Origin of the sequence: Gillisia sp. Hel_I_86, from assembly GCF_007827275.1 — a bacterium.
Taxonomy (GTDB): Bacteria; Bacteroidota; Bacteroidia; order Flavobacteriales; family Flavobacteriaceae; genus Gillisia.
Genome location: NZ_VISE01000001.1, coordinates 88,378 through 112,593, shown reverse-complemented (window position 1 = coordinate 112,593; position 24,216 = coordinate 88,378). Strand labels below are relative to the sequence as shown.

Here is a 24,216-nt window from a genome sequence, read left to right as displayed (position 1 = left end):
GAATTATTTAAAGATGATTCGTGAATTCGTGGCTTTTTAAATAAGTATTCTGTAAAGATTTACATTGTGGTTCTTTTCAGATCATTTATCCAATTCCAATAACCAAAGTGCTGCATCTGGAAACACTTTTGCCCAAAGCGCTTCGTTATGTTCGCCATTGGGAATGGAAGCTATATTTAATTGCGCTTCAGAATTCAACTTACAGCTAAGCAATTCTTTCATTTTAAACATCAGCGGTACCATCGTTTCGCTTTCTTTTTCCCCCGCTCTAAAATAGAGTTCAGTTTTGGAAAAACTATTTGATTTTATACTTTCAGTTAAATCGAAAATGTCTTCAGAATACCAAAAACTAGGCGAGAAGATAATCGCTTTTCCAAAAACATCTGGATGCTTCAAAGTGGCATAATAAGAGAAAAGCCCGCCTAAAGAGCTACCGCCAATAAAAGTATTTTCAGCAATAGTAGAAGTATTGTAAAGGGAATCCACCTTTGGTTTTAGCGTTTTTAGAATAAATTCCAAATAATCATTTGCTTTTCCTCCTTTATGTTCTGGATGAGGAAAAGGGGTTAATTCGTCCACGCGTTTTTCATTTCCATGTTCAATCCCAATTACAATGAGATCCAGCTTGAGACTGTCCAAAGCCTCATCTACTTTCCATTCTCCCGCGTAGGATATATGGGCATTGAATAAATTTTGAGCATCTTGCAAATATAGCACGGGAAATTTCTTGTTTGAAGTGTTGTAAGATTCCGGTAAATAGATCCAGATTTTTTTAATAGTGTCCAACTTGGGAGCATCGATAGTAAAGGTGCTTACATTTTTCGATGCTGTTGTTTGCGCCATCGTTGGAAGTGCAAAAAGGATCGTTGCAACAACAAACAATATTTTCAAAAAATGTTTATTCATTTTTGGCGGCATGATTTAATTGAAAGGTAAAAGTTTTTGCCAAGTTGGTCAGTCTATCTATATCGGTAGGATTTGTAATGGCTTCTTTTGCATCTGCCAGTAGGACTGCAGCTTCCTCTTTTATATTATCATAATAATCTTCATTATAGGTTTTTTGTTGAAGTAAATAATGCAACATCACCAATAATTTCTGGCACAGGGTAACATCATGCTTGCAATAGGTCCTAATGGCTACCATAACTTGATAGAGAAGATCTTTAAAATCTACGGTGTTGATCTTTACATAAGGCACCTCTTCTTTACGGATTACATTGATATCCTTTTTTTGCATTCGCAAGGCTAACAATTCCGTAAGATAATCTATTGCATTTATGGCAGTTCCCGGGTCGTTGATCCCAGGGGACATCGCCTTTAAAATTATTTCGGTAATTTGCTTGAAACCTAGAACATAATTGTCTTCTACCAATTCTTCCCGTGCAAAGCTAATATTTTGCAATACTTGGTCTACCTGCTTTTTGCCAAGCTCTTTCTGGGATTTGAACAAGGGGATTCCGCTTAAAATAAAGCTGCCCTTATATGGGAGTATATGGAGTTTAGTGTCGTTTTCTTTACTAAAACCAATCATACTGGTATAGGAAATATTTTGTAGATAGCCATTTTTCTCTGAGTGGTATTCATGCCAGTCCTCACTATCTGGAAAAGGGGATAAATGTGGGGTTTCTTTTTCTATAACTTCTGTTAATCTAATTTTGGATTGGGTATAGATTTTCTTTAGAATATTGCTTATTTGGATGGACTGGGAGATATTATGAATAAAATAGATAAAGGCATAAATGCATATCACAGTGCCTAAAATACCTATTAATACCGAAAAGCCGGGGATTTGATATTTATCCCCCGTAGGTTGTATGGAAAATAATATAAAAATATTGTAAAGAATAGTAGAAAGATAGATGCCTAGAATGATCTGGTGCTTCCTGTCTGAAATTAACCCTGGTAACAGCCTTGGAGAATAATTGTTCGAGGCCTGACTCAATAAAAGCATCACCATGGAAAAGCTAAATACTATAACAGAAATTAGACCGGAGATCAATGCTGAAAGTATGGTCATGGCTGTGTTGCCATTATCCACCACAAGGATGGGAGCTTTTTCCAATAGATATTTGGAAACCCCCAAACTCTCAAGGTATATTAAAAGAAAAGCAAAGAAGATTCCCAATAAAGCTAAAACTGTAGGATAAAACGCAATTTTACTTTCTATGGTATTAAAAAAGGAAAGGCTACGATAAAATAGTTTTTTCATAAAATGATTTCAGACCTTAAAAATACCATTTTCAGAATGGGTCACTAATATACTTCACATTTATTTGATTTTTGACTAAATCCCAAAAGACAAAAAGTCAGTTAAACCAATGGGTTTCAGGTCATTTTGACTTGAAGAACGGATTGGAATTTTTTTTGCTGAGTATATGTAAAATGATGTTCAACTAAAAATTTGATGTTATGAATTTAATTAAGAGAAATGAAGATGAATGGTTACCATCTGTTTTTGACGATATTTTCAAGAACGATTGGTCCGGTGGTACCTCAAATGTAGGAAACATTGGTACTCGTATTCCTGCGGCGAATATTCAGGAAACCGATGAGAATTTTTTTGTTGCGGTTGCAGCACCTGGAAAATCCAAAAAACAATTCAATATCGAATTGGATAACAATGTACTAACCATCTCTTCTGAAGAAAAATTAGAACATGAATCTACCGATACTAACGGAAGATTTACAAGAAAAGAATTTAATTACACTAATTTTAGGAGAGCCTTTAGTTTGCCTGAATCGGTAGAAAGCGAGAAAATCTCTGCTGCTTATAAGGATGGAGTCCTGGAAATTAAACTTCCTAAGAAGGAAGAAGCCAAACAACGGGCAAAACGAATGATTGAAATTAAGTAATACTACATTGCAAGGTTCTAAGTAAAAAGCGCCTATTGGCGCTTTTTACTTATTCAACAAAATCCAGCGGTTCCCCGCACTCTGGATCGTGAAAATTTGGTTGGCTCCAATGCCAGTAACATTTACCTTGTTGCGTACATCATACAAATTATCTGCATTGGAAAACACAAAATTCTTGTTTCCAATTCCATCCCATCCAATAAGTCTAATAATTCGCCCTTTATTAAGATTTGCTGGAGGAATTATTATTTGGCTCAAATCATTGTTAATACGTAAAGTTCCAACATCTTCTGTTATTACAAAATCTCCGGTTGCACTTCCTGTAGTTACATAATTTTGTGCATTGGGGTACGTCCAGTTCATATTTCCTGAGGAGTCTAAGGTCAATGTCTGGGAATTACTTCCTCTGGTGGCGGGAAAGATATATTCTTCTGTGGGTGTATTACCAATTCCCACCCTTCCTGCGAAATAACCGGCATATACTTTATCGGGATTGCTTCCGTAAGCCACACTATAAACTCCATATATTTTACCGGTACCAGTAATTTGCCCTATTTCGCTATAAACTCCATAATTGCTGCTATTGGTTCCGAAGGTCTTACCAACTCTATTATATATTCCATAAATATCATTGGTTCCAGAATTCTGATAGGTTTCATTAAAAATCCCATAATGGATTCCCGTACCAATACCACCCACATTATTTTTGAAGCCATATTTAGTTCCATTCGTAGCACTACGGTTGTCGCTAATAATCCCATAAGTTGTGAGATTATCTACAGCAGGGTTATTATTATCAACTTCCAAACCTTTCTTGATCGCTGCTTCCGAAGTAGAGTTTAAAGCTATTTGTAATTTTGAAGTAATATCTTGGGTACCAATTCCAATATTTCCATTTCTATATATGGCATCAGTGATATTATTTGGACTTACGGTGGTGGTTGGTTTATAGAAATTTTCTGAAGCATTTCCAGACAGAGCTTCCCATTTTTGCGAATCGTTGTTCCAAAAGTAAAATCCACTTTTTTGAGTTGTCACGTTGGAATTTAAAAAGACCAGCATACCATGCTGGTCTTTAGCGGGAGGTTCCATTGGAAATTTTTGGATTCTTGGAATCAAGAGTCCGTCAATCATCAACGGATTGTCGGGGGAAATTGCTACAATATCTAATTGGGCCTTGGGAGAAGACGTATTTATACCAACTTGGCAAACAGCCAAAAATGGTATAGAAAGAAAAGCAATTAAATAACATTTCATTTACAACACAATTAACCACCACAATAAGTAGGGTTAATGTGAAAATAATACTGAAAGGTATTAAATTAGATAGTTGATTTTTAGTTAATTACAAAAATTATTAACACAATAAGATTAAATATTAACCCAAAAACTTATTTTAACTTAATGCCTTGGTTTTATCTTGAAGCATTTTAATTTCATCTCGCAGTCTTGCCGCACTCATAAAATCAAGTTCTTTTGCCGCCGTTTCCATTTCCTTCCGTTTGGTGCGAATTCGTTTTGCCAATTGGGGTTTGCTAAAATATTCTGTTTCTTTTTCGGCTGCTTTTAAAGTTGGTGCAGTTTCTATCACATAAGGATCCAGTTTTTTACCTACCAAAGAACTTTCAATAGCTTTTATTAATGCCTTGGGCTCTATATTGTACTTTGTATTGTATGCGATCTGTTTTTCGCGCCTGTAGTTGGTTTGATCGATGGTTGTTTGCATGCTGTTCGTAATTTTATCTGCATACATGATGGCCTTGCCTTCTAAATGCCTGGCAGCACGACCAATAGTTTGTGTTAACGATCTGTTGCTTCTTAAAAAACCTTCCTTATCTGCATCCAAAATAGCCACTAATGATACTTCTGGAAGATCTAAGCCTTCCCGCAATAAATTCACTCCAATAAGCACATCAAAAATCCCTTTTCGTAGATCCTGCATAATTTCCACACGTTCCAACGTATCCACATCAGAATGGATATATCTACATCTCACATTTATGCGGGTAAGATATTTGGTCAATTCCTCGGCCATTCTTTTGGTAAGTGTGGTAACCAATACCCGCTGATCTTTTTCTGTCCTAAGATGAATTTCCTCGATTAAATCGTCTATCTGATTCAAACTTGGACGAACATCTATAATAGGATCCAACAATCCTGTAGGCCTAATTACTTGTTCTATATAAATTCCTTCGGTCTTTTGTAGTTCATAATCTGCAGGCGTGGCACTTACATAAATCACCTGATTTTGAAGGGCTTCAAATTCCTCGAATTTCAAAGGTCGGTTATCCATGGCAGCAGGTAATCTAAATCCGTAGTCCACTAAATTTTCTTTTCTGGAGCGGTCACCGCCATACATAGCATGTACTTGTGGAATGGTAACGTGGCTTTCATCCACCACCATCAAATAATCGTCTGGAAAATAATCCAATAAGCAGAATGGCCTAGTGCCGGATAGCCTTCCATCCAGATAGCGGGAATAATTCTCGATCCCTGAACAATACCCCAGTTCCCGAATCATTTCCAGGTCAAAATTGGTGCGTTCATCCAAACGTTTTGCCTCTAAATGTTTTCCAATATCTTGGAAATAATCAACCTGCTTCACAAGATCATCCTGGATCTCCCTGATGGCGCCTTGAAGCACATCTGGAGAGGTGACGAACATATTTGCAGGATAGATATTTAATTTATCGTATTTCTCTAAGACTTCATTGGTTTTAGGATCAAACTCTTCTATTTCTTCAATATCATCTCCAAAAAAGTGAATCCTGAAGGCATTATCGGCATAACTGGGAAAGACATCTACAGTATCTCCTTTTATCCTGAAATTACCATGGCTAAAATCTGCTTCAGTTCTGGAATATAAACTCTGAACCAACCTGTGCAGCAATTTGGTCCTGGAAATATGCATATCCTTTTCAATAGAAACTACATTCTTTTTAAATTCCACAGGATTTCCAATTCCATACAAACAGGAAACAGATGCCACTACAATAATATCACGCCTTCCGCTTAGCAGGGAAGAGGTAGTGCTTAAACGAAGCTTTTCGAGTTCTTCGTTGATGGAAAGATCTTTTTCTATATAGGTTCCAGAACTTGGAATAAAAGCTTCGGGTTGATAATAATCATAATAACTCACAAAATATTCCACAGCGTTATCTGGGAAGAATAGTTTGAATTCAGAATAAAGCTGCGCAGCAAGTGTCTTGTTATGTGCCAAAACCAGCGTTGGTCGCTGAATTTCCTCAATAACATTGGCAACTGTAAAGGTTTTACCGGAACCGGTGACCCCCAATAAAGTTTGGTATTGTTCGTTTCCATCGATTCCTGAAACCAGCTTTTTTATCGCTTGTGGTTGGTCACCGGTAGGTTTGTAATCGGATTTGATTTTGAATTTCATGAATCTTTTTCTTAGCCTGACGAAAATAAGCAAATATCCTGCCTATTCAAATAGGTGTCATGCTCTTATCTAATAAGACTAAAATGGCCCTTAAATTCTTGTCCATTTCTAAGCGAAGCCTGGAACCAATAATCGTCGGACGGCAAAGCCTTTCCATTAAAAGTACCATCCCAGCCATTATCCGAACTTTTTAACTGCTTCAATAATTTTCCATATCGGTCAAAAATGGAGATATAATCATTGCCTTCCAATAGCTTATCAAGCCCTTTAATTTTCCAAAGGTCGTTGATTCCATCATTGTTGGGAGTAAAATAATTATCGTACCCCAGTACCGCAATACTGGTAGAAATAATGGCACATTGCTGCTCATCGCGAATATAAAGCGTTGCAAACCCCGATTCTACATTCTGAAAAACGTTACTTGTTTGGTAAGGGCCATCAATATTGTTCAAGGCATATTCATAAGCTTCAGAAGCCCCTAGATTTAAGGTTATGGTATTACTGTTTGCATTAACTTCAGCTTGAGCGATATTGAGGTTTTCAATTTGGGGAGGAGTATTCAGAATAAGGCTTACTTCAGAAATATTATAGCATTGCTCATTATTTAGCTCTTCCACACGTGCAAAAATTTGCTCGCCTGTTGTGTTTATATTTTCTGAAAGTGGATTAGTTTTACTTTGCGCATCTGCCAGAGCTCCGTAATAACTCATGACGTATCCATTGGCGGGCAATCCATTTAAAATTTCATTATCTATTGTTGGTAGGAAGACCGCTTCATTTCCGCTGAAATCAATATCGCATAAATTAAGGGTGCACGTAGGATTGATAATGGGGCCGTCATTAATGATAAGATCAAAATCCACTATTTTATAACACCCCGTTACATCATTTTCTACCCGGGCATAGATCGTTTTTCTGGGCGTAATACTGGTATATAAACCCAAGATTGGATTTGAATTATCTATGGCACTTGCAAGGTTTTCAAAATAACTGATACTGGTTTGGTTTTGAGTTGTGATTTCCTGTTGCGTGGTAAAAACATCGAAATCTGTGATCCCGTTGGCATTGCACTTCTCTATATCTGTGGCAGGATTTACATCTGGGCCATCGGGAAATGGGAATGACCCCACAGTAGAACTTCCTGTCCAATTTAAATTGAAGGGACTCGAACCTATTGGTCTGTCTATTACAATAAAATAGGTTTCCCCTGGCAATACATCCAAGGGCTTAACGTAACTATTTCCCAATTCACCCGGTCCTTCACTAATATCCATTTCTCCTTCCCGCATTCCTGTATGATTATCTGAGAGTCCAGCCGCGTTTGGGTTGGTAGTAGAACAACGAATGGCAAAACCGAGATTTCCACAACTGGCATTGGGTCCATAGATGAAGAAATCATAATCCACGTTAATATCAGATCTGGTTGGAATAAGATCGAATCCCAAAGTTCCACTTTTGGTGATTTCAATTTCCAGCCAAATACTGTTGTTTTCTTGGCTGCTGCAAGAATTTGATCCGCTTAATTCTTGAATTCCAACCCCGTTTGCATTGGTAGATAAAGCTCCATCCCCACAAACCTTGATTGCTCCATTGCAATCATTTAAGCCCGATTGTGCCCAAAAATCGGGAGAGGAGGCAAGAATAATGATATAAAATACTACTATTTTTTTCACAGAATTAAATCGAGCTATAAGCTTATTAAAATTTTGTATATCCGTTTTTGCACATAAAATTGAATTCGTTACTAGATCGTCGTTCTGAACTTTTTTCAGTATCTAAGATGAATCAAATTTCTTCACAGCTTAGATCCACAAACCACTTCAAGGTGATGTCCAAACAGTACAGTATGAATATTTACGGCTATTAATTTTTACATTATAGGTCTCTTTTCTTCAAAAGGGCAAAGGATAAATATACAAAGATAAGCGTCCAAACTATTACAATTAATAACTGATACCAATGCACCCCATAATCTTTGTCCAATTCTTCCCCAATTTGTGTGGCTGCTGTTTTAATGAAATTTAACCGGGAAAAGGGTTCAACCACAATATTGCTCATGGCGGTTAAAGGAAAGAACTGCATAATATTCTCAGGAACGTCACTATCCCTAAACAATCTAAAATTTAATACTCCGTATAGAATTCCTTCGAAGATCCACCAAATAAACAGAAAGCCTAAAGCAAAGGCAGAACGCTTTATTAAAATCCCTATGAACATACAGAATGAGAAAAACCCCAAGAGTTTGATAAAATACCCCACTATGTATTCCATATCTGAAAATACAATGGATACTTCGGTGTAATCTGAAAATGAATATCCTAACAGAAGGGTGACAATTACCAAGAAAAGTGTTGATATTACAGCAAATAAAAGCACTGTGATGAATTTTGATAAAACAAATTCCTTTTTGCTTAAACCATCAATAAGGTTTTGTTTCAGCGTTCTATGGCTATATTCGTTCGACATCATAGAAACTATAACTATGGCCAGAAACAGCTTTAAAACAGCGGCTATATAACTGTTGAAATGCCAAATAAAAGGAAAGTTAAAAATTCCTTGATCTGCTAACCTAAAATGTACAGGCCCCAAATCAAATTCTATAGAAGCGATCAAGGCAATAAAAGTAATTAAGATAAAATAGGTGCTAATAAGGATCTTGGCCGATCTGCTATATTTTAATTTGTGTAATTCTATTTGTAATAATCGTAACATCTACTGGGCGGTTTGGTTGGTTAATTGTAAAAATTGCTCTTCCAGGCTTTCTTTTCTTTTTACCAAATAGGAGAGTGTCATTCCTCTTTGATGGAGGAACGAGTTTAAATCATCGGCGTTCATGGGTTCTTCCAAAATAGCAGTTAAAAGCCCTTCGTTTACGGTAATTTTTCCAATAGAGGGATGATCTTCCAACAATTGCTGAAGTTTGACCAGATCATTTGCTTTTAGCTCGAAAAAGCCATGACTAGCATTCATTTCATCCACTCTGCCGCTATACAGTTTAATGCCTTTTCTAATAATCACCACATGGGTGCAAACTTTTTCTACTTCATCCAATAAATGAGAGGCCAAAAGAATAGTGGTGCCCATGGATGCGATTTTTCGAATAATCTCTCTAATTTGATGGATGCCTTGTGGATCCAAGCCGTTGGTGGGCTCATCTAAAATCAGGATTTCCGGATCGTTCAAGAGGGCAGAGGCGATCGCCAAGCGTTGTTTCATCCCTAAAGAGAAGGTCCTAAATTTACTATCTTTTCTATCCAGCAGTCCTACAATCTCAAGTTTCTCTTCAATTTTGTTTTTTGAGATCTCCTTGATCTTACAAACCAATGCAAGGTTTTGGGCCGCGGTCATATAAGGATAGAAATTAGGATGCTCGATAATAGCCCCTACTTTCTTTAAGGCTTCATGGGTAGAATTGGAACCGTCGAACCAATGGAAATCCCCACTGGTTTTATTTACCACATTTAGCACCATTCCCAAGGTGGTGGATTTTCCGCTTCCGTTAGGCCCTAAAATGCCATAAACATTCCCTTTCTTAATTGTAAAGGATAGGTTGTTTACCGCTGTTAAACTTCCATATTTTTTGGTAAGCTGATTTATAGTAAGAATTGTTTCCAAATTACTCTGAATTTTTTAATAGGACGTCGAAGTTAACGTTTTGTTACTTCAGAAGTGAAACAGATACTGTATTTTTGAAAAAACCCTAAGAAATGGAAGAAAATTTAATGTCGAGGAAAAAGCCTTCCTTTCCAGTAAATGAACGTTTGTATAAATATTTGGAGAAATATAACAGGCATACTAAAATCCCTGTTTTTTATGACGATCTGTTGAGGTTTTCTGGTTCTATAGTGGTTTACGATCAACATGAAGAAGATACATTATGGGTGCGTTGCTATTATTCTGATAGCGAGCGAAACGAAATTGATGAGTCTTTAAAATATGTGTATACCATATTGCACTCCGATGGTAGTGATGATTCACTTCCTTACCTGAATATAGATGCTATTGATTATTGCACTTTCGGAAATTCGAAACCTTTTAGAATTCGGGTTAGAAACACCCTAAATGATAGTTTCATCTATTTCTATGTAAAGATAGCCGATGCTTCCAGGGTTTATGGATTGGAATTTGAGCATCTTTTATCTCCGCATAGGATCAATTTTCTTGTTTACAAAGACACCTTAATAGAAGAACATATTGCTGGAATTCCTGGAGATGTATTTATCCAAGATGAACTCCCTCTTTGCGACGAACGTGCAAAAACCCAAATAGCAAAACAGTTTGTAAAATTTAACGAGCGCTGTACCATGAGACTGCTTGGCGATATGCGTTCCTATAATTATGTGGTGATCCCTACCCACGATTTTGATCATGTGGAATATACCATTCGGGCTATAGATTTTGATCAGCAGTGCTATGAAGGTAATTTAAAGGTGTATAGGCCTCAATTTTTCAAGGAGAATTTTAAAATGGTAGAGTTGGTGACCCAAAAATTAGAACATAGTTCCATAGAACAATATAGAAAAGAAGAGCGCTCCTTGCTGGCCAAGAGAATGATCAATGCCCAAGCCCGTTTTAAGGAACTGGTTAGGTGTATGATCAATGATAATATCTCTACTGCAGAAAATGTTAAAATGCTTCGAAAGGATCTTTATGCATTTACTAATGACATGAAATTTAAGAGAGCTAAGACCATGGGCCAAATTTTAAGGACCGCATTGGAATTTGTAAAAAGAAATTATGAAAACGTAAACTTGAAGAAGAAAAGATTTTAACTCTTTTCTTCTTTATTGAAGTATACCAGGTAGTAATACATCTGTTTTTCCTCATCCCATCCTTTTTCAACAAATTTCTGGGCAGATTCCGGATTGATAAAATCCATTTTAATTTGAATGTTGGTATCCAAATTAATGGTGTTTTTAATAGACTTTCTTGCGGAAGTGACGGCCGCGTTTGCAATATTAAATTCAGTTAGATCTTCAATTTTATATTTTGGCGCTTTTTCTTGTTTGTAATTTCTAAACTCAGGAATTAAATCTGGATTGTCGATTACGGAATTCAAGAAATTGGTTTCCTCAAAAGCGTCGTTTTTCGCGAAATAATCCACACTTCTGTTCATGAACATCACTTCTTCTTTTTTGTCTTCGGCAGGGAGCACCACATCTTTTGCAAAGTTCTGGCAAAATTTTAAATATTTCTTGGTATAGAAATTTTCATCTGCCAATACATCTACGCCAAGAAAATTTTCCAACCAGTATTTGGTGTCATATCTATTGGAATCTACGGAAAGGATCTTGTAGCCTTCAGTCCTATTTTTATTGAAGATCAAGGCTCCTTTATCCATTTTTTGGAGGTTGATCCCTTGTTGAATTACCATTTCCAGCAATGAACCATTTTCTTGAAACTGAAGAAAATCATGTTTTAATTCAGATTTAAAGATCCCGATCGCTGAAACCTTTTCATTATCCAACAGCATGTTTTCAAAATAAACAACATACACCTCCCCACTTTTAATATGCGGATGGGAGGATTGCTCAAATAATAAAGTGGTTATTTTTTTTGAAACCTCATGGACCGTCTCGGGAGCATCAAAAATTTGATTTGCCAAGTTATATAACTCATTGAATTCCAAATCGGTTTCATGGGCAAACTGATAATAATTCTCTTCTTTTTCCCTGAAAGATTTCAAGAAATATTCTTTGATCAAAGGAGCGATTTCATCATTCAATTCGAAGGGAGCACCAGAAAGGAAAATATTTTCGTTTCTGCTCTTATTTCCAACCCTATGAATAGAAAGGGACTCGATTTGTGCGTTATATAGGTTGATCATTTTAGACTTGAGATATTAGGTTTTAGATAATAGTATTGAGTATTGAGTATTGAGAAGTAATTTTAAACCTTGAACCTTGAACCTTGAACCTTGAACAGAAAGTCATGATTAGTTATTAACTACCATACCTGAGTGTAAATGAGGGCCTAGTTCCAAATATCGTCGTAAGAAAGGTCATCAAAGTTGTCGAGGTCCAAACCTGAATCATCGTCGTCATCATACTCATTTTTATCGGCTATAAATTCTTTATCTGGCGCATCGGCAGGGATTTGGCCATGCACATACATCAGGTTAGGGTAATCCCGACCATCTTCAATTTCAGCGATATCGGCCAATTCAATCAGGAATGTCCACATGCTTAGAAAATCGTACACATAGATCAGTTTCCTCTGCTTCTTAGAAACTACGCTATCCAGCGTGGTTTCGTTCATTAACCTAACAGAGCCAAGGTCTTCCCCAAGATCGAACTGGGATATTTCTTCGCCTTGGTTCCATTCCTCATCGCTAATGTAAAAAGCTGCCATTTCATTTCCATCAAAACCAAAAGCATTCACGATAGCGTTATGAAAATCTTCCAATGTGCTCTCTTCCAATATTTCAATATCCCTAAAAACGTCATCTTGCGTATCCAAAATAACTCTAAATCTATAAACCATAACTACTGTAAAATTTGGTCTGCAAATATACTGTTTTAGATTAGAAACCCAGCCTATTTAGTAAATCTGTGCAAGGTAAAAGTCATTGCCGCCAGTAGAAAAAATGCTCCTATCTGGTGTGAGACCCCAAGCCAGGTAGGCACGGCGTACACTAGGGTGAGCACACCAAGTAAAAATTGAAGGAATACCAAGAACAATAATGCAGATATCCCATTCTTTTGGGGAAGCGTTAAAACCATCTTTTTGGATCTATACCAGATAAAAATTATTACCGCCACAACCAGATATGCGAGATATCTATGAATAAACTGCACCCCGCTTTTTCCTTCCACAAAGTTTTTCCAAAGAGGGGATTTTTCAACATACACGGTTTCGTGAATCAATTTACCTTCATTCATAAGTGGCCAGGTATTATGGATCCAGCCGGCATCCAATCCTGCAACAAACGCGCCCCAGATTATTTGCAACAATAAGAGACCCATTCCCCATCTAATTAGGTTTCTAAATGGGACTTCTATAGGTTTTTTTTCGGGATAAATGAGGTCCAATGCTACCCATAAAGCATATGCAAAGGTTATAAATGCAGTGGTTAAGTGCATCGCCAATCTATAATGGCTTACCCAGGGCATATCCACCAACCCACTTTTTACCATATACCAGCCCAAAAAACCCTGAAAAGCCCCAAGTCCAAGTAAAATAAGGGATTTTTTTATTGTCGGCTTGGAGAGTTGGCGGGTAAAAATAAAATACAGGAAAGGGATTAAAAAAATTATTCCAATCAACCTGCCAATTACCCTATGGAACCATTCCCAAAAGTAAATATCTTTAAAATCTTCAAGACCAAAATGAGTATGCAATTTTTGATACTCGGGGTATTGTTTGTAAAGTTCAAAAGCAGCCATCCATTCCTGTTCATTTAATGGTGGAATCGTCCCACTTATAAGCTTATAGTCTGAAATGGATAGGCCCGAGTGTGTTAAACGGGTGATTCCCCCTACAATTACCATAATAAAAATGAGGAAACAGCCCAAGAAGAGCCAGTAAACTACCTTTTTATTGTCTTTCATGATATTTTTCCTTTGTTTTCTGGGGATTTTTCAGCAGAGGGCTTAAGTCCAAGTTCTTTTCCTTTTTTTAGCATATACGCTTTTGCAGCTTCATGTTCATTTGGAATTTCCCCTTCTAAAATTGCTTCTTTTATGGCCTCTTTAATAACCCCAATTTCCCTGGAAGGCTTTAAGTTGAAAAATGACATGATTTCTTCGCCGGAAACCGGTGGCTGAAAGTTTCGGATATGATCTTTCTCTTCAACTTCTTTTATTTTCTCGCGAACCTTTTTAAAATTGTTATGGTATTTTTTAAATCGTTTCGGGTTTTTAGTGGTGATATCCGCTTCACAAAGGGTCATGAGATCTTCAATATCATCCCCTGCATCAAAAACCAATCTTCTTACTGCAGAATCGGTTACATTTTCATCTGAAATAACAATAGGCCTGGAACTCATTAAAACGAGTTTCTGAACTAATTTCATCTTATCGTTCAATGGCATTTTCATTTGCTTGAAAAGCTTGTACACCATTTTTGAACCAACAAATTCATGCCCGTGAAAGGTCCATCCAATCTTTTTATGGAATTTTTTGGTGGGTGCTTTTCCTATATCATGTAACAATGCCGCCCACCGCAACCAAAGGTCATCGGTATTTTTAGAAATATTGTCCACAACTTCCAGCGTGTGCCAAAAATTGTCTTTATGCTTTTGACCTTCTATTTCTTCAATTCCTTCCAAGGCGGTCAACTGCGGAAAGGTTAGGGGCAAAAGCCCAGTTTTGTGCAATAATGCAAATCCTATAGATGGTTTTTCTGAGAGAAGGATCTTGTGGATCTCGTCTATGATCCGTTCTTTGGAAATGATCTTGATCCGATTTTTATTTTTGGAAATTGAAGCCAAGGATTTTGGTTCAATTTTAAAATGAAGTTGCGTGGCAAAACGTATCGCCCTTAACATCCTAAGAGGATCATCAGAATACGTGATACCTGGATCCAGTGGGGTTCGAAGCAGTTGGTTTTTCAAATCTTCGATACCATTAAAGGGATCAACCATCGCTCCAAAATGCGGTTTTTCTAAATTCAACGCCAGCGAGTTTATCGTAAAATCGCGCCTTTTTTGGTCGTCTTCCAAACTTCCATTTTCTACAACAGGATTTCTACTGTCTTCTGTATAACTTTCCTTTCTGGCACCCACAAATTCGATCTCCAAATCGAAGGCTTTAAGCATTGCGGTACCGTAGGTTTTGAAAATCTGGACTTTTGGATTATTGGGCAACAACTTGGAGACTTCGGTTGCCAATTCAATTCCACTTCCAATGGCAACAATGTCTATATCTTTTGGTTGTCCCCGGTCAAGCAGAAAATCCCTTACAAATCCTCCTATTACGTAACTTTTCAAATTTAAATTACCTGCTGCTTGCGAGATGATCTTAAAAATGGGGTGTTTTAAAGCGGACTTGTAGTTTTTGTTTTTAGGCATATTTTATTGTCGAATCACTTTAACGCTTCCATCTTTACCAATCTTGATAATAGAGGAGGGTTGCTCTGATATTTTTGAATGCTGCAAATTTACTATATAGTCCACACCTTTTAAAATTTCCGGGCTTATTTGCGAAAAAGATTTTGGGCTTGGCGCGCCGCTGATATTTGCAGAGGTGGATACCAAGGCTTTTCTAAATTTATAGATCAAGGGTTCGCAAAATTTATCGGCTACCACACGAATTGCCAAGGTTTCATCTTCTGCAATAAGATTGTTTGCAACTTTTATAGGATCATCGTAAATGATAGTGGTGGGTTTAACCGCATAATCTATGAGATCGTATGCGATATTGGGAATTTTATTTACATACTGTTCCAGCATTTTCACAGAGTTGACCAAACAGATCATCGCTTTTTTTTCTTCCCTCTTTTTTAGCTTATAAACTTTTGCAACAGCTTCAGGATTTGTGGCATCACAGCCAATACCCCATATGGTATCTGTAGGATATAGAATAATTCCTCCTTTTTTTAAAACTGCAAGGGTATTTTCTATTTCTTGCTTAATATTATTTTCCATTGAGAACCAATTTATATTCTTGTAAAGTTTTAGTAGCCATCATCTCTGTGGTGTATTTATCGTGAATTTTTTTAAAGGAAATAGCTGTGAATTTCTCTATTAATTCTGAATTATTTAATAGTTCGATAACCAAATCTGAAAGCATTTCGGAATTACCAGAAGGGGATAAAAATCCATTGATATTATGTTCTATAATTTCTGCAATACCCCCAACATTTGTACTGATCACAGGGGTTCTATGTAAAAAAGATTCATAAATAAACTGTGGGACACCTTCGCTTTTTGAGGTAATTAAAGAAATGTCGAACTGAGGAATTAGCTTTGAAGCATTTGGAATTACATTGGTTAATGTGATATATTTAGAAAGCTTTAATCTTTCAATTTTTTCGATAAGAACCGAAGTTTCGGTAGTGTAGTTGCCAATCTGAATAAAATGAAGGTCTTTAATTCCCCTTTCGTTTACCAAAGTGTTGGCAACTTTTATAAAAGTATCCAGATCTTTCGGCCAATTATGATTGGCAATATTCCCAATGATCCGTTTTGAATGCTCAATGTTGTAGTGCTCTCTTAAACTTAAAGTTTCAGTAGTATCATAATCATTAACTTTTGTGCCATGATAGATAGACACCAATCTTTTAGGATCATTAACATTAACTGCCGTAATCGCTTTGGTAGCTTCAGAAACGCAAAGGATTTTTTTTATTTTTTTATAATTGTATTTATAAAGCGTCTGCTTACGAGACCTTATGGGAAATGTGGTTTTTTTGCTGAAAACAAATGGAGGCAAGTTGTATAGGTGATCTGCCATGATACACAAGGTTAGCGCTGTACTATCATGTATATGAATAAGATCTATTTGTTTTTTTTTACAAATTTCAATCACTTTAAAACAGAACCTTAGATCCATTTTAAAATTAATAGAAACGGTTTCATAAAATATTTCTGAATTGACAAGCTTCCTATGAAAAAGGCCATTTTTCACACATAAAACCGTGTTTTGCACGGAAGGAGCTATTTTGTGAAGCTCCTTACAAAGGTTCTCTATATGGTTCTCGCCACCTCCCCAACTTTTAACTGCAGAAATATGTAGGATTTTCATTAATAAAGACTGGTAAGTTGAAAGATAGTATTCATTTAAATGCAATCTTCAGATAAAAAAGAAGTACTTAAAATACGCTGCTTCAAAATTACATATTTTTATTTCATTTTCGAATTTAGTAGTTACATCTCTTTGTTGCGATAAGCAATTTCATTTTAAATTTAAGTATTTAGATAAGTGCCAAATGGATTGTTGCTACTTATTTTATCTTTGTTATAAATTGAATATAAAATATGAATGTACTTCACATTTCTGGAGCCCATGTTTGGGGAGGTAATGAACAACAATTACTTTCTTTAATTATTGGACTTCAGGATTATAATGTCAAGCAAAGTTTTTTTTGTTTCAATAATTCACCTTTAATTGAAAAACTTGGCCAAACGGATATTACAATATTACCAATTCCAAAATGCAGACATGGTTCTAAAAAGTATATAAAATTTTTAAAAGAAATAGTTATTTCGCAAAAAATAGATTTGATACACCTCCATACAAGTGCCAGTTTAACTGGCTATGTTGTTACAGATATTTTTCACAAATTAGGAGTCAAAGTTATTTTTTCAAAAAAAGCAGTAAGCAGAAAAACAAGTTTTTTAAGCCGGATTAAATATAATTATAAGGGTATCGATAGTATAGTTTGCGTTTCAGCATACGTGATGCAATATTTTAAAACTGTCCTCAATTCAAAAAATTATCATAAACTTTCCGTCATTTATGATGGTGTAACCGAGAAGGTATATAAAAGTCCAGTTGAAATAAATTTAAAAGAGGTATTAAACGTTGATATTTCTACTTTTATAATTGGTAATATTGCCAATCATACAAGAGCAAAGAATCTACCCTTGCTGGTTGAAACACTTAATTACCTAGTTAATAATTTAAATATCAGGGATATTCACCTAGTGCAAATAGGGTATTTCTCTAAAAGGACAGAATCTCTAAGGGAAATGATAAAAAAATATAATTTAGAGCAGTATATTACATTTCTAGGATTTTCGGATAACACTCATTCCCTTCACCCTCAATTCAATGTTTTTTTATTAACATCAGAAAGGGAGGGAGGCCCTACGGTTATTTTAGAATCATTTAAACACAAAATCCCGGTTGTATCTACAAAAGTTGGATTAGTTGATGATTGTGTGAAACATGGTACGCATGCTTATGTAGCTGAGGTTGGAGATTTTAAAAGTTTAGCTGAAAGTATTTCTAAATTGAAAAATGATAAACGAATTGGGAAAAATTTCGCTAATAATGCTAGTGATTTGTTCTTTAATAAGTTTACAGAAAAAAAGTTTGTATTCGATACTTATGCGCATTATAATAAGATCTTACAAGATTAATATATTAAATCTAATTATTGCACTTACAAAAAATTGACTCGGTTATTATGCATATAAAACTATCAGAAGAATATCAGAATAAGAGAGATACAATCTTGGAGTTTGTACTATCATTCGATAACATGGGAACACTTCTAGGTAGTGGTGCACGAAATAAAATAAAACTTTTTGATCTTAATGGTAAGATCCTTAATATAAAGTCATTCAAGGTTCCCAATAAACTCAATCAGGTTATTTATAAATATTTCAGAAAATCTAAAGCGGAAAGATCGTTTGAATACGCCCAAATTTTAATGTCTAAAAACATTGGAACACCTGCTCCTGTTGCTTATGCTTTAAACAAATCATCTTCATTATTTAATGAAAGTTTCTATATAAGTGAACATTTGAAATACGATCTAACATATCGCGAGTTGGTAACTAATCCTAACTTAGAAAATCATGAGGAAATTTTAAGGGCCTTTACACAATTTACCTATAAGCTTCATGAAAATGGGATTGAGTTTTTAGATCATTCTCCAGGCAATACACTCATACAGATTAACAATAAATCTTATGATTTTTTTCTTGTAGATCTTAACAGGATGAATTTTAAAAAAATGAATTTTGAAGAGCGCATGAAAAACTTTTCCCGCTTAACTCCTAAAAAGGAAATGGTGGAATTTATGGCAGACGAATATTCCAATCTCATTGAAGAGGATAGTGGCAAAGTGTTCGAAAAGATGTGGTTTTATACCAGTAAATTTCAGGAGGGTCACCTCAGAAAAAAAAGGTTAAAGGAAAAATTCAAATTATAGAATTAGGCTAGGAGTTTAATTTCAAGAAACTCTTTATAATGTAAGTATCAATCTAAATCGATTTTAATCATAAATTATGTTTCAACATTATATTCTTACCCGTTTTAACTTAAGAGCAGAACATTGGACTACAACAAAGAACAATGAAAAAGTGCTTACAGAAGAATGGTTGGAAGAGCGTTTCGATCTATTTGAAAACTATTGCTTTAGTTCAGTTAAGAATCAAAAAAATCAAAATTTTAAATGGTTGGTCTTTTTTGATATTAATACGCCCGAGGTTTACAAGCAAAAAGTTGAGGTATATAGAAAATCATTCAAAAATTTCTTTCCTTTCTTTATTGATGGGATGTCTAATTTTTTGCCGGAGATCGTTAAGAATATAAAAGAACTAGATTCCGAAAAATATATTATTACCTCCCGACTGGATAATGACGACTGTATTCATGAAAATTATACAGAGGTTATCCAAAGCTATTTTGAAAAACAAGATCACCACGCCCTCGATATTATAGATGGATATACTCTGGAAACCGGCAAAAATACTCGTTTGGGTATTCTAATGAAATTGAACAATCCCTTTATGAGCCTTATAGAAAAGAAGGAAGATTTTAAAACGGTTTGGTTTAGGGAACGCCATGGTTCTTGGAAGTATGAGAAAAACATGACCAAAATCAAAAAGCAGAGACTTTGGTTAAGTATTATTCATTCCAAAAATAAAGTAAATAGATTTTCTGGTTTTGGCGATATAGATCCTAGAAAGCTGTATGAATTTCACATTTCGGAAGCAAGAATAGCAAAAATAATAGGAAGTTTAGTACCCTTTAATTCTTGGAGGTTCTTGAGCTTTAAGAACAGACTGAATCTCACATCTAAGCGGCATTATAAAGATTTTAAAACATTTATTGGGGTGTATAATAAATAGTTGCTTAAGCCGCTAGTAGATTGTAAAGAGTACCAGTGTTTTAAAATTTAAAATAGTTAAGCTGTTTTCTCACTTTGAATTTTCTAATCAAATTAAGAGGTTTCTTTTTAAGGTAGGACCTATCGCTGTTTAAAAACTCAATACAACTATTAATTACGCGTTGGCTGGATTTCCCATCGGAATAGGGGTGGGTAATATCTATATAATGCTGAATAGCCGCCATTACACTTTTGGGTCTTGTTAAAGCTAAGCTTAATGCATCTGCAATTTCGGAAACTTCGGTGATATCTATAAAATGCTTTCCGGGTTTATTATTTTTAAAAGTGACTACTGGTTTTTGTTGAAGAATGAATTCTGTAAGCGCAGAGGTGGTATCAGCAAACATAATATCTGCCTTTTTAAAGAGCGGTATGATATCCGTGGTATCGTGGTAAGTTAGGTTTTCGTTTTGAATCGCCTTGAAGGCTTCGATCTTATCTTTAGCCAGTTTTGGATGTAAAATAACCTTAAACTCCCATTTTCCAAGTTTTGAAAGCCTTTCTATTTCTTTTATTACTAAATCGTTATAGGCAAGGCTTAGTTTATGGGAAAAAGTGGATGATATTAATATTACAGGTCTTGCTTTAAAATTTTTCTCTAAAGGGAATAGGGGGTCTACTTTAGACCAACCAGTCTCTATTACCTCAAAATGCTTATATTTTCTTTGTAATTCTTTAAATGGTTTAGTGGTAGATGGACCTTGAGTGCAGTAAAGGTCAAAAAATCCACGAATTCTGAAATGACCTTTTTTATTGCTTCGTTTATTGGCTAGAAATCCATGAAAAATTTGAACTTTTAATCCGGGTATAAAATCGGCTACTTCATTGGTTATGGTTAAAACAATATGAGGCTCATACTCAATCGAACTTTTCGCATCAGTAATTAGCGTTCCATGTTCAGGGAAAAAAGCTTTTGGTGGCTCAAGTTCAGAAAACCATCTTACTTCAAACCCTTGTCTTAAAATTTCTTTTTGAAGCGGGGCACCAATAGGCAACGCGTAGGTATGACTTATATAAATTAAAAAACGATAATTCATTTACTAATCGTGTTTATGAAACTCAACAGTTTTTCATCAAAATAAGAAAGCTGAAAAAGATCATAAAATTCTTTCGATCTTTTTTTCACTTCTTTTTTGGAATTTTTATCGAACAGCTCAGGCTTATAATCTTTTAAATGTACAGAAACATTCGTCCTTCCATTCTCATAAATGCTCCAATTTCCCTTTGGTACGCCAGGGGAGAATATAGAAAAGGTTGGAATGTCTAAAGCTTTCCCCATATTAATTGCACCGCCTTCATTTCCTATTAATGCATCACAATGAGAAGTTAGTGCCAAGAATTCCCTAAGATCGCTTCCAAACACATCTAAAAAAATTGAATTTTGAGTATGAGTATTGCATAAGTTGTATATTTTAAGGGCATCTTCTTTTTGATTTGGAATATAATTAAAAAGAAGCTGTACCTCTTTTTTCGCTGCTATTAGATCTAAAATCTGCGCTAAATATTTAAAAGGATATGTTTTGGAATCGGTACTTCCCAACACAGAGATCATCACTAATAATTTGTCTTCAACAATTCCTGCAGAGGCTAGTTTTTCTTTAGCATTTGATCTTTCTTTTACAGTAAGATAAATTTTGGGTTTAATCTCTTTGGGGATATGTTTCAGGATAGGGTTTAATAATCTCAACCGCTTTTCTATAGCGGGTCCCGCATTGGTTTGCGCAGTAATATTTCTACTAAAATAATGAGTATGAAAGGGTTTGGTATACCACTTATCGAAAGAAATCCGAATATTGGCTTTGGAATATTTAGATGTAATTGCAGATCCCAACTTTCCATAAACATCTATCACAGCATCATACCGCTCTTTTTTCACCTGTTTCAGAAAAGCGGCGAATTGGAAAGCTTTTTTCGTAGTGTCATCAAAATGAAGAATCTGGTCTATAAATGGATTATGTTCGAGAACCGGGGTCGTATGTGCATATACCAAGTAATGTAATTGCGCATTGGGGTATTCTTTTCTTAGTGCCTCAAAGAGAATCGAAGATGTTAAAACGTCTCCTATCATTTTTTGCTGAATCACTAATATTTTCATTTTCCTCCCTAAATCCCTCCAAAGGAGGGACTTTTTTATTAATTTCACAATATTATTTTACTCCCTAACTTGGGCAGAGATTTTTTGTATGTTTTTTTACCCTTCCCCTTCGGGGAAGCCGGAGGGGGATTTTAAACCGCAACATTATATTCTCTCAAAGCATCATTCAAGGAGGTTTTTTTATTGGTGCTTTCTTTTCTTTTACCAATGATTAAAGCACAAGGAACTTGAAAGTCCCCAGCAGGAAATTTCTTGGTATAACTTCCAGGGATCACTACCGATCTGGAAGGGATGTATCCCTTAATTTCTTTCGGTTCTGCACCGGTAACATCAATGATCTTGGTAGAACCGGTAAGAACCACATTTGCTCCTAAAACAGCTTCTTTTTCAACGCGAATTCCTTCTACCACAATACAGCGGGAACCAATAAATGCGTTGTCTTCTATAATTACGGGTGCAGCTTGTAATGGCTCAAGAACCCCACCTATACCAACTCCACCGCTTAAATGAACGTTTTTGCCAATTTGTGCACAACTGCCCACAGTTGCCCATGTGTCTACCATGGTCCCTTCATCTACATAAGCCCCAATATTTACATAACTGGGCATTAGGATTACTCCACTGGAAATATAAGCACCATGTCTGGCAACTGCGTTTGGTACTACACGAATTCCTTTTTCCTTATAACCTCTTTTAAGAGGCATTTTATCGTGATATTCAAAAATTCCAGCTTCCAAGGTTTCCATTTTTTGAATTGGGAAATAAAGCACAACTGCTTTTTTCACCCATTCATTTACCTGCCAACCATCGGCGGTAGGCTCCGCAACTCTTAATTCTCCTTCATCCAAAAGTGTGATCACCTTTCTAATGGCATTTATCGTGGGTTCTTCTTTTAATAGCTCCCGGTTTTCCCAAGCTGCTGTTATTTGAGTCTCTAATGATTGCATATAAATAATTTTTAGCAAATATAACTGCTTCACATCAATTTTTGGATGCATAGGGATATAAACCTTACCTTTGCCTAAAATTTATGATGGCACGGATTTTGGCCTTAGATTATGGTACAAAACGTACGGGAATTGCAGTTTCAGATGAGATGCAGATCATAGCCTCAGGTCTCACTACGGTTGATACTAGAGAGCTAATGAAGTTTTTGGAATCTTATTTTGGTTCTGAAAATGTAGAACTGGTACTCGTGGGGGAACCTAAACAAATGGATAATTCTGCTTCCCAAAGTGAAGTCGCAATTTCAGAATTCATCAGAAAATTCACGTTAAAGTTTCCAGGAATGCAATTAAAAAGAGTGGACGAACGCTTTACATCGAAAATGGCAGTTAAAACCATGATAGATAGCGGACTAAAAAAGAAAAAGCGCCAAAATAAAGCATTGGTAGACGAAATAAGTGCCACTATTATTTTACAGTCTTATTTATATTCTTAGAAAATTCAATATTAAACTTTCAATATTTATTTTAAAATGATTTTACCCATTGTCGCCTACGGAGATCCGGTATTAAGAAAAAAAGGGAAAGAGATCCCAGAAGATTACCCCAAATTGGATGAACTTATTGCAAATATGTGGGAAACCATGTATGAGGCGATGGGCGTAGGTTTGGCTGCACCGCAAGTAGGGAGGGCTATTCGAATGTTTATGATAGATCCATCCCCTTTTGTGGATGAAGAAAACCTAAGTGAAGAAGAAAATGAGCAACTTGCCAACATGAAGATGGTTTTTATAAATCCTAAGATTATTGCTGAAGAGGGAGAAGAGTGGGCATTTAATGAAGGATGCTTGAGTATTCCGGATATTAGGGAAGATGTTTTTAGAAAGCCTACAATTACAATTGAATATTTGGATGAAAAATTTGAATCTCACACCAAGACATTTAACGGAATAGGCGCAAGGGTTATTCAACATGAATATGATCATATTGAAGGAATCCTGTTCACCGATAAATTATCCAGCCTTAAAAAAAGATTAATTAAAGGGAAATTGACAAATATCTCAAAAGGAAAAGTGCATGCCGATTATAGGATGCGTTTCCCATTGATTAAAAAAGGACGTTAATCTTTTTGATATTAAGCA

The 24,216-nt window shown here is 35.7% G+C and carries 23 protein-coding genes; 7 read left to right on the top strand and 16 right to left on the bottom strand.

The genetic code is table 11. The features are described 5' to 3' along the window. Positions 1 to 81: 81 nt before the first annotated feature. Positions 82 to 906: an alpha/beta hydrolase gene (locus JM83_RS00550; RefSeq protein WP_261376290.1), complete on the bottom strand. Its 825-nt coding sequence runs from the start codon at positions 904 to 906 to the stop codon at positions 82 to 84. Continuing rightward, a complete protein-coding gene (locus JM83_RS00545; protein ID WP_144958376.1) occupies positions 899 to 2,209 on the bottom strand; it encodes a DUF2254 domain-containing protein in 1,311 nt (436 codons plus the stop codon). Before JM83_RS00545 ends, JM83_RS00550 begins: the two co-directional genes overlap by 8 nt. Positions 2,210 to 2,409: 200 nt before the next feature. Between JM83_RS00545 and JM83_RS00540 the strand changes: the two genes are divergently transcribed. Beyond that, complete coding sequence (locus JM83_RS00540; RefSeq protein WP_144958375.1) at positions 2,410 to 2,853, top strand: Hsp20/alpha crystallin family protein; 444 nt, start codon at positions 2,410 to 2,412, stop codon at positions 2,851 to 2,853. Between the two features lie 45 nt (positions 2,854 to 2,898). Here the strand turns inward: JM83_RS00540 and JM83_RS00535 are convergent, their stop codons facing one another. The 5 genes from JM83_RS00535 to JM83_RS00515 all read right to left on the bottom strand — a co-directional run bounded on the left by JM83_RS00535 (position 2,899) and on the right by JM83_RS00515 (position 9,868). After that, on the bottom strand, positions 2,899 to 4,110 hold the full coding sequence (locus tag JM83_RS00535; protein WP_144958374.1) for a hypothetical protein: 1,212 nt from the start codon (positions 4,108 to 4,110) through the stop codon (positions 2,899 to 2,901). A gap of 139 nt (positions 4,111 to 4,249) precedes the next feature. Next, the gene (uvrB, locus tag JM83_RS00530; protein ID WP_144958373.1) at positions 4,250 to 6,253 is read right to left on the bottom strand and encodes an excinuclease ABC subunit UvrB; all 2,004 of its coding nucleotides are present in this window, start codon (positions 6,251 to 6,253) and stop codon (positions 4,250 to 4,252) included. A gap of 65 nt (positions 6,254 to 6,318) precedes the next feature. Further along, the gene (locus JM83_RS00525; protein WP_144958372.1) at positions 6,319 to 7,926 is read right to left on the bottom strand and encodes a T9SS type B sorting domain-containing protein; all 1,608 of its coding nucleotides are present in this window, start codon (positions 7,924 to 7,926) and stop codon (positions 6,319 to 6,321) included. 202 nt (positions 7,927 to 8,128) lie between these two features. After that, on the bottom strand, positions 8,129 to 8,965 hold the full coding sequence (locus JM83_RS00520; RefSeq protein WP_144958371.1) for an ABC transporter permease: 837 nt from the start codon (positions 8,963 to 8,965) through the stop codon (positions 8,129 to 8,131). Beyond that, positions 8,966 to 9,868, bottom strand: coding sequence for an ABC transporter ATP-binding protein (locus tag JM83_RS00515; RefSeq protein ID WP_144958370.1), 903 nt, complete (start codon positions 9,866 to 9,868; stop codon positions 8,966 to 8,968). Positions 9,869 to 9,960: 92 nt separating this feature from the next. Here JM83_RS00515 and JM83_RS00510 point away from each other — a divergent pair, with 92 nt between their 5' ends. Next, entirely contained in the window at positions 9,961 to 11,025 is a 1,065-nt protein-coding gene (locus JM83_RS00510) for a hypothetical protein (protein ID WP_144958369.1), read from the top strand. Here JM83_RS00510 and JM83_RS00505 read toward each other — a convergent pair. From JM83_RS00505 to JM83_RS00480, 6 genes are all read right to left on the bottom strand, one after another. Further along, positions 11,022 to 12,080, bottom strand: coding sequence for a nucleoid-associated protein (locus JM83_RS00505; RefSeq protein WP_144958368.1), 1,059 nt, complete (start codon positions 12,078 to 12,080; stop codon positions 11,022 to 11,024). The two genes, JM83_RS00510 and JM83_RS00505, sit on opposite strands and share 4 nt — an antisense overlap. A 146-nt stretch (positions 12,081 to 12,226) precedes the next feature. Then, positions 12,227 to 12,736, bottom strand: a complete 510-nt coding sequence (locus JM83_RS00500) for an IS1096 element passenger TnpR family protein (RefSeq protein ID WP_144958367.1) — start codon at positions 12,734 to 12,736, stop codon at positions 12,227 to 12,229. Positions 12,737 to 12,789: 53 nt separating this feature from the next. Then, a complete protein-coding gene (locus JM83_RS00495) occupies positions 12,790 to 13,803 on the bottom strand; it encodes a COX15/CtaA family protein (protein ID WP_144958366.1) in 1,014 nt (337 codons plus the stop codon). Beyond that, the gene (locus JM83_RS00490) at positions 13,800 to 15,263 is read right to left on the bottom strand and encodes a CCA tRNA nucleotidyltransferase (RefSeq protein WP_144958365.1); all 1,464 of its coding nucleotides are present in this window, start codon (positions 15,261 to 15,263) and stop codon (positions 13,800 to 13,802) included. Before JM83_RS00490 ends, JM83_RS00495 begins: the two co-directional genes overlap by 4 nt. A 3-nt stretch (positions 15,264 to 15,266) precedes the next feature. After that, entirely contained in the window at positions 15,267 to 15,839 is a 573-nt protein-coding gene (locus JM83_RS00485) for an L-threonylcarbamoyladenylate synthase (RefSeq protein ID WP_144958364.1), read from the bottom strand. Next, positions 15,829 to 16,938, bottom strand: coding sequence for a glycosyltransferase family 4 protein (locus JM83_RS00480; protein WP_144958363.1), 1,110 nt, complete (start codon positions 16,936 to 16,938; stop codon positions 15,829 to 15,831). Before JM83_RS00480 ends, JM83_RS00485 begins: the two co-directional genes overlap by 11 nt. Before the next feature lie 233 nt (positions 16,939 to 17,171). Here JM83_RS00480 and JM83_RS00475 point away from each other — a divergent pair, with 233 nt between their 5' ends. The 3 genes from JM83_RS00475 to JM83_RS00465 all read left to right on the top strand — a co-directional run bounded on the left by JM83_RS00475 (position 17,172) and on the right by JM83_RS00465 (position 19,997). Beyond that, positions 17,172 to 18,278, top strand: a complete 1,107-nt coding sequence (locus tag JM83_RS00475; protein WP_144958362.1) for a glycosyltransferase family 4 protein — start codon at positions 17,172 to 17,174, stop codon at positions 18,276 to 18,278. Between the two features lie 47 nt (positions 18,279 to 18,325). Further along, positions 18,326 to 19,075, top strand: a complete 750-nt coding sequence (locus JM83_RS00470) for a lipopolysaccharide kinase InaA family protein (RefSeq protein WP_144958361.1) — start codon at positions 18,326 to 18,328, stop codon at positions 19,073 to 19,075. 76 nt (positions 19,076 to 19,151) lie between these two features. Continuing rightward, entirely contained in the window at positions 19,152 to 19,997 is an 846-nt protein-coding gene (locus JM83_RS00465) for a glycosyltransferase (RefSeq protein ID WP_144958360.1), read from the top strand. Positions 19,998 to 20,037: 40 nt separating this feature from the next. Here the strand turns inward: JM83_RS00465 and JM83_RS00460 are convergent, their stop codons facing one another. From JM83_RS00460 to JM83_RS00450, 3 genes are all read right to left on the bottom strand, one after another. Then, a complete protein-coding gene (locus tag JM83_RS00460) occupies positions 20,038 to 21,072 on the bottom strand; it encodes a CDP-glycerol glycerophosphotransferase (protein ID WP_144958359.1) in 1,035 nt (344 codons plus the stop codon). Beyond that, complete coding sequence (locus JM83_RS00455; RefSeq protein WP_261376289.1) at positions 21,069 to 22,103, bottom strand: glycosyltransferase family 9 protein; 1,035 nt, start codon at positions 22,101 to 22,103, stop codon at positions 21,069 to 21,071. The genes JM83_RS00460 and JM83_RS00455 overlap by 4 nt, the downstream gene beginning before the upstream one ends. 158 nt (positions 22,104 to 22,261) lie before the next feature. Then, complete coding sequence (locus JM83_RS00450) at positions 22,262 to 23,077, bottom strand: 2,3,4,5-tetrahydropyridine-2,6-dicarboxylate N-succinyltransferase (RefSeq protein WP_144958358.1); 816 nt, start codon at positions 23,075 to 23,077, stop codon at positions 22,262 to 22,264. An 86-nt stretch (positions 23,078 to 23,163) separates the two neighbouring features. Between JM83_RS00450 and ruvX the strand changes: the two genes are divergently transcribed. Next, a complete protein-coding gene (ruvX, locus tag JM83_RS00445) occupies positions 23,164 to 23,571 on the top strand; it encodes a Holliday junction resolvase RuvX (protein ID WP_144963649.1) in 408 nt (135 codons plus the stop codon). A gap of 36 nt (positions 23,572 to 23,607) precedes the next feature. Then, positions 23,608 to 24,198, top strand: a complete 591-nt coding sequence (def, locus tag JM83_RS00440) for a peptide deformylase (protein WP_144958357.1) — start codon at positions 23,608 to 23,610, stop codon at positions 24,196 to 24,198. Positions 24,199 to 24,216: the final 18 nt, after the last annotated feature.